Raw genomic sequence first — 10,368 nt, 5'->3', positions numbered from 1 at the left:
CACTTGACACAAACTTGATATGCACAAAAAACATGTGCAGAAATGAGGATTAATATGAATAAGAGATACAGGATTTCTGCAAATTATACGGTCGAGGCAGCATTTATTGTTCCGATGATACTGGGAATTATTTTTGCAATGATATATATGTTATTTTTTTTGCATGACAGGGTGATACTGCAGGAAAATCTTAGGTGCAGTTTAATATGTGAAGAAAAGATAAATAAAAAGGATGTTTCACAAAATTTGAGAATACTTAAAATTACAGATATAAAATGTGATGTTGGGAAGATATATATAAAGGCAGAAGTTAGTGCTGTTTCAAAATTTGAAATTCCTGTTGTACATTATTTTATGAAAAGGACGAAGAAAATTTGCATTAAGACAAAGTATTTGAAGGTTAAACCGGATATTATGATTAGGTACAGGCAAAGAAATGAGGACTGACGATGGAAAGTAAAATAGAATATAAAAGAAAAGATGGCGTTTCAGGTTCTTATATTGTATTTGAAATTGATTGTATTTATGAAGAGTCAGTTGAGGTGAAAATGCTTCAGAATAACAATATTTCAGGTATACTTTCATGTGATTTCAGGTATGAGGACAACAGACTTTATCTTTATTATGATACTACTGATAAGACGGTAGTTTCTGATATTATGAAGGGGCAGGAAATGACATATGATCTGTTGTATGGATTATATCAGGCATTTATAAAAACGATGAAAAGATGTGAAAAATATCTTATATCAGCCGATTCAATTTTATTCAGAAAAGATCTGATATTTGGAAATCGAAAATGCAGGGAACTTGAATTTTGTGTTTTGCCAGGAATGAACAGCTCATTCAGGAAGCAGCTTAAAAGTCTGACGGAAGAATTTATGAAAATATCAGACCACGAGGATAGAAAGTGCGTTGAATTTATTTATGGCATATACGATATCGTGTCAGAAAATAATTTTCATGTGAGTGACATGGAGAATTTTCTGAATGAACAAGGCATTTTAGATACTGATGAGAAAAATAGAGTGAGTGGCAGCAGCAATGTTATAGAAGCTGAAAGTGACGATAGTTCTGAGATTAGATATAAAGATACGGAACAGAATATGGACAAAATATCTGATTATGATACAGGTGAATGTTTTTGTCTTGTAAAGAGAAACACAAAAAATATTTTTATTAAAGAATTTGTTCCACATATGATAAATGTAAAAAAATCTATATCATTTGGATGCGGTGCAAAAGATATTGTTCATATAGGGCGCAGTTCTGAAAATGAAGTTATGTTTCCACAAAATTACATAAGCAGAAGTCATGCTATACTTGAAGCAGATGAAAATTTTTTGTATGTTACGGATAGAGGTTCGCTTAATGGTACTTTTGTAAATGGAGAAAGAATTGCCACAAATGTAAAAACAAGATGCAGGGTGCATGATGAGATTACATTTGCGGATATATGTTTTGTTGTTACTTAAAGACGATTGATTTGTTAATATATTCTGTTTTTACAACAATGTATGGATAGCTTTTCGATTTGGACTTTGTTTCTTTTTTTGGTCCATACAGTTCAGTATCAAACACGATATATTTGTCAGAGAGATAAAGTTCATTGACAGTTATGCTAAATTCAGGAGAAAGCTGCTTGCCATATCCTTTGACGATATACAATTCGCCGTTACATGAGAAACTTAGCTGAAAGGCGGAATCTTTGCGTTCTTTTATCATTTTACGCAGCTCTTTTGGAATTTCGTTTCCGGTTACAACGGTATAGTCTATATCTTTTGTTTTGGGATAATCATCGGTTTTGGCACAGCCATTTAAACAAAATAGAGTGGAAATCGTTACTATAATGGTAAATATGACAATTTGAATTCGGTGAAATGAGGTTTTTTTTCGATTAAACATAAGGCTGCCTCAGTTTTATTTATCATTTAATAAATATGAATAAAAACAGGTGTTTATGTATGTTTTTAAGGAATTTGAGTAGTTAATTACAAAGAAGAAAGTGATATTTATTGAAAAAAATGTAGGGAATAAATATCCTACAGTGTTAGGAGATTCATTGATTTTTAAGGGTGTGTGGTTTATAATAGTAACTGTTAGATATAGTCGGTTGCAATAGCAGGAGGATAATAAAAAGTATGAAGGAATTGAATAAGGTAGAGTTCAAAAAGGAAGTTGAGGATTATTTAAAAGTTTTATTCAGAAAATCCATAAGTGAGGCTGATGACCAGCAGAAATTTCAGGCTGTAGCATATGCAGTTAAAGATTTTATAGTAGATCAGTGGATGGCTACACACAGAACTTATGAGGAACAGGATGTCAAAACAGTTTATTATTTATCTATGGAGTTCCTTACAGGTAGAGCTCTAGGAAATATCATCATTAACTTAAAAGGAAATCAGGCGATTAAGGAGGCAATTGAGGAACTTGGCATGGATCTTGATGTTATAGAAGATCAGGAACCTGATGCAGCACTTGGAAATGGTGGTCTTGGAAGACTTGCAGCATGTTTCCTTGATTCATTGTCAACACTTGGTTATCCGGCATATGGATGTGGAATTCGTTATAAGTATGGAATGTTTAAGCAGGTTATTGAAAACGGTTATCAGATTGAGAAACCTGATGATTGGCTCAAATATGGAAATCCATTTGAAATTAAGAGACCTGAGTATGCTGTTGAAGTTAAATTTGGCGGTTATGTTACTATCCGTAAAGATGAGTGTGGAAGAGATAAGTTTGTTCAGGAAAATTATCAGTCAGTAAGGGCCGTGCCATATGATCTTCCAATCGTAGGTTACAACAACAATGTTGTAAATACATTGAGAATATGGGATGCTGAGCCTATCGACACATTTAATCTTGATTCATTTGACAAGGGTGATTATCAGAAAGCTGTAGAGCAGGAGAATCTTGCAAGAACTATCTGTGAGGTACTTTATCCAAATGATAATCATATGGCAGGTAAAGAGCTCAGATTAAAACAGCAGTATTTCTTTGTATCTGCAAGTATTCAGCGTGCAGTTAAGAAGTATATGGAAAAGCATGATGATATCCATAAGATTCATGAGAAAGTTGTATTCCAGTTAAATGATACACATCCTACAGTTACTGTTGCGGAACTTATGCGTATACTTATGGATGAGTACAATCTCTCATGGGACGAGGCATGGGATATTACTACAAAGTCATGTGCTTACACAAACCATACAATCATGTCAGAAGCACTTGAAAAATGGCCTTTGGAACTTTTCTCAAGACTTCTTCCAAGGATTTATCAGATTATCGAGGAAATCAACAGAAGATTCGTTCTTAAGATTCAGGCTGCATATCCTGATGACAACAGCAAGGTTGAGAAGATGGCTATCATTTATGACGGACAGGTTAAGATGGCACATCTTGCAATCGCAGCAGGATTTTCAGTTAATGGTGTTGCAAAACTCCATACAGAGATTCTTAAACATCAGGAACTTAAAGATTTCTATGAGATGATGCCTGAGAAGTTCAACAACAAGACAAATGGTATCACACAGAGAAGATTTTTACTTCATGGAAATCCATTACTTGCACAGTGGGTTACTGATAAGATTGGTGATGAATGGATTACAGACCTTAAACATATAAATGAGCTTTCAGTTTATGTTGATGATGAGCGCAGCCAGAAAGAGTTTATGAACATCAAATACAAGAACAAAGTAAGACTTGCAAAATATATCAAAGAGCACAACGGAATCGAAGTTGATCCTCGTTCTATCTTTGATGTACAGGTAAAGCGTTTACATGAGTATAAGCGTCAGCTTTTAAATATTCTTCATGTAATGTATCTTTACAATAAATTAAAACAGAATCCGGGAATGGAATTCTATCCTAGAACATTTATATTCGGTGCAAAGGCATCAGCAGGATATAAGAGAGCAAAATCAATCATTAAACTTATCAATAGTGTTGGAGATGTTATCAATAATGATGCATCTATCAATGGAAAGATTAAGGTTGTATTTATTGAGAACTACAGAGTTTCAAATGCTGAGATAATATTTGCGGCAGCAGATGTTTCAGAACAGATTTCAACAGCAAGTAAAGAAGCATCAGGAACAGGAAATATGAAGTTTATGTTAAATGGTGCACTTACACTTGGCACAATGGACGGTGCAAATGTTGAGATAGTTGACGAAGTCGGTAAGGAGAATGCGTTTATCTTTGGTCTTTCATCAGATGAAGTAATCGCATACGAGCATAATGGACAGTACAATCCAAGAGATATCTACAATTCAGATTCAGATATCCGTGCCGTACTTACACAGCTTGTAGACGGAACATATTCACAGGGCAACTTTGAAGAGTTCAGGGATATTTACAACTCGCTTCTTGACGGACAGGGCGGCAGACCTGATATGTACTTCATTCTTAAAGATTTCAGATCATATGCAGAGGCTCAGGAAAGAGTTGAGGAAGCATACAGGGATGAAAAGAAGTGGGCTCGTGCGGCTATGTTAAATACAGCAAAGAGCGGTAAATTCTCATCAGATAGAACTATCGAAGAGTATGCAAAAGAAATCTGGCATCTTAATAAAGTTAAGGTTGAGGTTACGGATGCAGACTAGTGTATTGTATTAAAGCTTTAATTTTCGTTGTACTAATTGCAGAGTATAGATACAGGAAACTTCCCCGTTTTGACTGTGAGAAGCAGCATGCGGGGGAGTTTTTTTATTGTAAAGATAATTAGTGTAAAAAGGAGGCTTATATTTGTTTTTTTGACCGAAATGCTTTGTTGTGGTAAAATTAACCATGTTGCATACAATAATGCGTAAAAGTGCATACAGCAGGGATTAGTAGGGAAAGGAAAAAGTTATGAAAACAAAACAGATTATCAGCATCGTGGTTACAGGGGTTGTTGTAATAGCGGTTGGAATCACAGGTGTTGCATCAAATGTATTAGGTTCAAAACTTATGCAGAAAAACAAAGCAGAAACAAGCAGTATAGTAAAGGAAATGCTTTCTTCTGATGTTGGGGCAAGTATTGATTTGCCTGAGAAAGATTTTATAGGTGTCATAAACATTGAGGGGGAAATCGGTGCATCTTCATCTAATAGTCTTACATCAAGTAATACTTATAATCATGACTTGTACTTAAAGTATATTGAAAAGATGGAAAAATCTGATAAAAACAAAGGAATACTACTTTTTGTTGACAGTCCTGGAGGAGCTGTTTATGAGAGTGATGAAATGTATCTGAAACTTATGGAGTACAAAGAAAAGACTAAAAGACCTATATGGGCATATTTTGCATCACAGGCATGCTCAGGCGGATATTATATTTCTATGGCAGCGGATAAGATTTATGCAAATAGAAACTGTTGGACCGGTTCTATTGGTGTAATAGTTTCACTTACAAATTGTAAAAAACTTTATGATAAACTTGGTATAAAAGAAATTGATATAACAAGTGGAAAAAATAAAGCAATGGGTTCTCAGGGACTTGATCTTACGAAGGAACAGAGAGATATTCTTCAATCGCTTGTAGATGAAGCTTATGATCAATTTGTTGGTATTGTGGCCGAAGGAAGAAATATGGATACTGACAAAGTAAAAGAAATTGCTGATGGCCGTATTTATTCAGCAAAGCAGGCAAAAGAAATAAATCTTGTTGATGAAGTTGGTTCTTTTGAGGATGAGAAGAAGGCCTTTGCAAAAGAAGCCGGATTTTCAGAGGATATAACTTATTATACGCCGGAAAACAATTCACTATCAGGAATGTTTAGCAGTTTATTTGGTGCTGTAAAAGACATTGTTCCTAAGTCAGATATTGATCTTGCTGAGGATATTGTCGAGAACAATGGAAATGGGGTGCTTAAATATTATGCAAAATAGACCGGATAATCGCATATATGCAGGATTTTTCGTTCGTCTTGCAGCGTATATAGTCGATATTATAATTGTTTGGGCAGCTATGTTGATAGTCAGGATTCCGGTTTGGATTACTACTGTTGCAAGCCCCGATAATTTTTTGGTAAAAGATTTTATATTTCAATATTCAATCAAAGATATATTATTTTACCTGATGCAGGTGGCATATTTTATTCTGTTGACATATTTTACGGGTTCAACACTAGGAAAAAAACTTTTTCAGATAAGGGTAGTAAGTGCTGAGGATAGGAAAATGACATTTTTTGAAGTAACATTCAGGGAAACAGTAGGAAGATTTTTATCTGCACTTATACTTTCCATTGGATATATAATGATTGCCATTGATAAGAAAAAAAGAGGACTGCATGACATATTGAGTGATACAAATGTTGTATATTACCATGAAAAAAAGGTGTATACGCATGCAGATGTACATTACAGAAATATGGTTGATTCAAATGTGCAGGGTTCGCAGCCACACAATCCATATGAAAAAAGCGCAGGGCAGTCACAGAACATCAATCCATACGAAAAAAGTGAAATCAGAAAACAGCAGTCACAAAATGTTGATACAAATGAGGAGATATCAGAAGCTATAATGACAGATATCGAAAAGCCACAGATGAAAACGGTTCAGCCACAAAATATGCCAAGTGGATATTTCGCGGATAGTGACAAAACGGATGAGAAATCAACATTAAATGACGATTTAAAGTAAATAGATTTCATGATTGAAAATTAAAATAAAAATGGAGTTGTCATAAAAAGGAAATTTAACACTATCAAGGAAGTAGCAGAGCGGATTGCTAATATCCGCTTGACTACAAAATAAGGATGTTTAATAGTAACTATCCTGTGTTCTGTATCGATTTCCGTTAATGTGACAACTCCATTTTATATTTTTTGCTTTCTGCTATATTCTTGTCCTTTGGCCAATAAGTATCCATTATTTTCAGTTAGGTTAGTTATTATTTCTGAATTCTGATAATACTTTTAAAAGTTTGAAGATATCCACAGGTTTTGATAGATATTTATTCATTCCTGCATTAAGGCATTTCTCAATATCTTCCTTGAAAGCATTTGCTGTCATTGCGATAATAGGAATACTGTGTGCTTCTGAACTATCAAGGTTTCTTATTGCAGTTGTTGCGTAAAGTCCGTTCATAACGGGCATCTGCATATCCATGAGTATGGCATCATAAGTATGGCGGCTGGCAGATTTTAACATCTCGACGCATATTGAACCGTCAGCGGCGTGCTCACAGGTTATATTGTGCATTTTTAAAAGTTCGGATATAACTTCAAAATTTAATTCATTATCTTCTGCTATAAGCAGATGCATTCCTGAACAGATTTTTGAGTAATCATCTATCGTCAATGCTTCAGGGGCGATTCTTGAGCGTTCTTTAAGATATGGAATTTCCAAAGTTACTGTAAAAGTTGAGCCTTTTCCGAGTTCGCTTTCAACATCAATACGGCCATTCATTATGTCTGTAAGATATTTTACTATCGACAGACCGAGTCCATATCCCTGAACTTTATTTATTCTTGAATCTGTTTCTCTTGTAAATTTAGAATACATATTTTCAATATATTCTTTGGACATACCTATTCCGGTATCACTTATTTTAGCGATAAGGAATACATTTTTGCTGTTAGGTATCGTTTTCTGGTACAGTTCAAAAGTAATATCTCCACCGTCAGGAGTATATTTTACTGCATTAGATAAAATATTTGTGTATATCTGTTTTATGCGCAGCGGATCTGCAAATAATTCAGTGTAGGCAATATCATGTTTTATGCATTTTATATTAAGGTCTTTTCCAAATTTCATCTGTTCGAGTGACGGAGGAAATTCATCAAAAAGCTCAGAGATATTTACTTCTCTAGGATTGATTTTCATTTGTCCATTTTCGATTTTTGAAATATCAAGGACTTCATTTACAAGTTCAAGTAAAAAGTTTCCTGAAAGTTTTATTTTATCAAGTCCGTATTTCACTTTTTCAGGATCATTTATATGCTTTGATGTAATTTCAGTAAAACCCATGATAGCATTCATTGGTGTCCGTATATCATGTGCTATCTGTGATATGAACTCTGTTTTTGCTACATTAGCTTTGTTAGCTTCTTCTGCTATTGTTATCCAGCTTTGTTCACGGCGTTTGCTTGCACTTATTATCTGTGTAACATATAACACATCCGTAACCACATTATCTGAATTTCGCCGTCTTACTATAAATCTTGCGGTGTGCCAGTTGTTGTCTGTGGTAAGATATTCGGTTGCTATAGTTTCCTCATTTTTCAGACGCTCAGCAAGTGTTGAAATATCAAAGAATTGTCTAAGCCTTTCCTGGTATTCAAGTACTATAAATTCATTGCACAGTTTGTTCATCTCATAGGAGGCACATCCACTCTTTCCAGCGAGGCGGTGTGTACCACCTTCTCCTGATATTTCTTTGTATTGGTCTTTTTCAAGGTCTATAAGAAATATTGCATAATATATCTGGCTTAAAGCAGATATAACTTCATTTTTAAGGTTAGCTTCCGTTAACGCCTGTTCAAGTTCAAATTGTTTTTTCTGTTCAAGTGCAACTATATCGTCAATATGTCTGAAACCTAACAGAATCTTATAATTGTTATCATCAGATTCAGGCATTTTTATAATAAGTGTTTCAAAATACTGTTGTCTTAAAAGATTTGGTATACTCCTGTATCTGAAAGCAAATCGCTGTTTATGTCCCAGTTCTTTCTTTAGATTTTCAATATCCATTGTTTTTTTGAAAAAATCAATGCTTTCCGGTGCAACATAATTTTTAAGATATAACTGTATTGTTTGTGTGTAATCAAGTGCCTGAGAGCTTTTAGGAGAGATAAATGTGGCAGCATTTGCTATAGTATCGATCTTCAAAGGTATTGCAGTCTGGGAAAGTAAGTCAGCATAAAATACAGAGGTATAATCCTGACAGAGTACATCAAGAAATTGTTTTTCTCTTTCAAGTTCGGACTTATTTTCGTTAATTATATGCTGGCGCTGCATAAGTAGAAAATCCTTGTCAATATTTTCCCATATGCATCCAAGATGCATGCTTACTGTCTGCATGAGTCTTAAATGTGCAGGTGATACAGGAACTAAAAGATTATCAAGTCTTATATATCCAAGCAGATTACCAGCATATGAGATAGGAAATGCAGCGACTGAATTTACATTATAATGCAGAAGCTTTTTATATTCATTAGTCATACCGTCATCTGGTAAGTTTATATCAGGGACAATGATAAACTCATGATTTAACAGTCTTTTGTGCCAGTTATCGACTTCTTTGGTGGAAAACATAATAGGGTGTGTCTTTAACAAGGATGCATCATTCTGTGAGTGTTTAAATTTTAATTCGTATGTATTCTTGTTTACCAGTTCAAATATAAAAGCGGCACTGCTGTTTGTGCAATCGCAAAGCTTTGTAAGTATTGTTTCTATAATGGAAGTTTGGATTTCATTTGGTGACAGTTGTTCTAATTTGATCAATTCATTCATTATAGCATCATAAATGAGTTGAAAATCATTATTTTTGGAATACTCGCGCTCACTTTTTATATGTGTGTTCATAAAATTGGTTCTCCCTCAGTTCATTGCAAATAAGAATATTGTTTATTATTAAGCTTGTGCTGTATCAGCTTAAAAGTAGCATTATACAACCATTTTAACATTAAATAGAGTAAAGTCAATGATTTGCGGAGGCTGAAATCTTGTAAAATTTAGTTCTTAGTGCATAGCCTGACTGCTGGTGTCAGGTTTGCGGATGGACAGTAACCAATAATATTTCTGTCTGTGGAAATGATGAATTTGTAGTTGACATTTTTTGATTACAATGTTATTATTTCACATACACAATATATAACAATGTTAAATATTGTGTATGTTACATGATATACAATGTTATATTTTACATGTTGTCAGCATTACATTATAAGTGTTTTGCAATATAATGATTTTTTGTGAGGTGAGATGATGAATGATAAATTTGAAGAACTTTTTAAGGCTATGCATCAGTTTCATAAACTGAGACTTGGAGATATGATGCCGAATGTCAGCGGTGCTGATTTTTGGGCGATGCGAAATATTGTGGATAAGGGCGAGGATGGAAAGATAACGGTTTCTGAACTTGCCAAAAAGACAAATGTACTTCCGTCTGCAATATCAAGAACTATCAGAGGTCTTGAGGACAAAGGGTATGTTGAAAGGACTATAAATAAAAACGACAGGAGAAATACCTATGTTGAGATGACGGACAAGGGCAGGGAAGTTATGCAGATAGTCAGGGAAAATATGCATGATTTCGGAGAGGCAGTTTTGTCAAAACTTGATGGGAATGAACTTTCACAACTTATAGCATATCTGAATAATATATATGATATTGCTCAGAAGGAGATTGAGATCAGGAAAGTCAAGAAATAAAACTGAAA

The 10,368-nt window shown here is 34.3% G+C and carries 8 protein-coding genes; 6 read left to right on the top strand and 2 right to left on the bottom strand.

What is annotated here, in order from left to right; translation table 11 throughout:
• The first annotated feature begins 54 nt into the window (after nucleotides 1-54).
• Both KQI69_RS01770 and KQI69_RS01765 read left to right on the top strand, forming a co-directional pair.
• Complete coding sequence (locus KQI69_RS01770; RefSeq protein WP_216563565.1) at nucleotides 55-447, top strand: TadE/TadG family type IV pilus assembly protein; 393 nt, start codon at nucleotides 55-57, stop codon at nucleotides 445-447.
• Nucleotides 448-449: 2 nt separating this feature from the next.
• Entirely contained in the window at nucleotides 450-1,475 is a 1,026-nt protein-coding gene (locus KQI69_RS01765; protein ID WP_216563564.1) for a DUF6382 domain-containing protein, read from the top strand.
• Here KQI69_RS01765 and KQI69_RS01760 read toward each other — a convergent pair.
• Nucleotides 1,468-1,905, bottom strand: coding sequence for a protease complex subunit PrcB family protein (locus tag KQI69_RS01760; RefSeq protein WP_216563563.1), 438 nt, complete (start codon nucleotides 1,903-1,905; stop codon nucleotides 1,468-1,470). The two genes, KQI69_RS01765 and KQI69_RS01760, sit on opposite strands and share 8 nt — an antisense overlap.
• A 236-nt stretch (nucleotides 1,906-2,141) precedes the next feature.
• Here KQI69_RS01760 and KQI69_RS01755 point away from each other — a divergent pair, with 236 nt between their 5' ends.
• The 3 genes from KQI69_RS01755 to KQI69_RS01745 all read left to right on the top strand — a co-directional run bounded on the left by KQI69_RS01755 (nucleotide 2,142) and on the right by KQI69_RS01745 (nucleotide 6,625).
• Entirely contained in the window at nucleotides 2,142-4,604 is a 2,463-nt protein-coding gene (locus KQI69_RS01755) for a glycogen/starch/alpha-glucan phosphorylase (protein ID WP_216563562.1), read from the top strand.
• Between the two features lie 247 nt (nucleotides 4,605-4,851).
• Nucleotides 4,852-5,871, top strand: coding sequence for a signal peptide peptidase SppA (sppA, locus tag KQI69_RS01750; protein ID WP_216563561.1), 1,020 nt, complete (start codon nucleotides 4,852-4,854; stop codon nucleotides 5,869-5,871).
• Nucleotides 5,861-6,625 carry an RDD family protein gene (locus KQI69_RS01745; RefSeq protein WP_253288950.1) on the top strand — a complete coding sequence of 255 codons (765 nt, stop codon included), beginning with the start codon at nucleotides 5,861-5,863 and terminating at the stop codon, nucleotides 6,623-6,625. Before sppA ends, KQI69_RS01745 begins: the two co-directional genes overlap by 11 nt.
• 243 nt (nucleotides 6,626-6,868) lie before the next feature.
• On the opposite strand, the gene KQI69_RS01740 is transcribed toward KQI69_RS01745, so the two are convergent.
• On the bottom strand, nucleotides 6,869-9,511 hold the full coding sequence (locus KQI69_RS01740) for an ATP-binding protein (protein ID WP_216563560.1): 2,643 nt from the start codon (nucleotides 9,509-9,511) through the stop codon (nucleotides 6,869-6,871).
• Between the two features lie 402 nt (nucleotides 9,512-9,913).
• Here KQI69_RS01740 and KQI69_RS01735 point away from each other — a divergent pair, with 402 nt between their 5' ends.
• Complete coding sequence (locus tag KQI69_RS01735) at nucleotides 9,914-10,360, top strand: MarR family winged helix-turn-helix transcriptional regulator (RefSeq protein ID WP_216563559.1); 447 nt, start codon at nucleotides 9,914-9,916, stop codon at nucleotides 10,358-10,360.
• Nucleotides 10,361-10,368 lie beyond the last annotated feature (8 nt).

The organism is Eubacterium sp. MSJ-13 (assembly GCF_018918235.1).
Classification (GTDB): domain Bacteria; phylum Bacillota; class Clostridia; order Lachnospirales; family Lachnospiraceae; genus Butyribacter.
This window is presented reverse-complemented; position numbering and strand designations above follow the sequence as displayed.

Bases quoted from the DNA above. Each gene is read 5' to 3' on its own strand.
- KQI69_RS01755 (WP_216563562.1), top strand. From the start codon at position 2,142: ATGAAGGAATTGAATAAGGTAGAGTTCAAAAAGGAAGTTGAGGATTAT.
- KQI69_RS01745 (WP_253288950.1), top strand. From the start codon at position 5,861: ATGCAAAATAGACCGGATAATCGCATATATGCAGGATTTTTCGTTCGT.
- KQI69_RS01735 (WP_216563559.1), top strand. From the start codon at position 9,914: ATGAATGATAAATTTGAAGAACTTTTTAAGGCTATGCATCAGTTTCAT.
- KQI69_RS01765 (WP_216563564.1), top strand. From the start codon at position 450: ATGGAAAGTAAAATAGAATATAAAAGAAAAGATGGCGTTTCAGGTTCT.
- sppA (WP_216563561.1), top strand. From the start codon at position 4,852: ATGAAAACAAAACAGATTATCAGCATCGTGGTTACAGGGGTTGTTGTA.
- KQI69_RS01770 (WP_216563565.1), top strand. From the start codon at position 55: ATGAATAAGAGATACAGGATTTCTGCAAATTATACGGTCGAGGCAGCA.
- KQI69_RS01740 (WP_216563560.1), bottom strand. From the start codon at position 9,511: ATGAACACACATATAAAAAGTGAGCGCGAGTATTCCAAAAATAATGAT.
- KQI69_RS01760 (WP_216563563.1), bottom strand. From the start codon at position 1,905: ATGTTTAATCGAAAAAAAACCTCATTTCACCGAATTCAAATTGTCATA.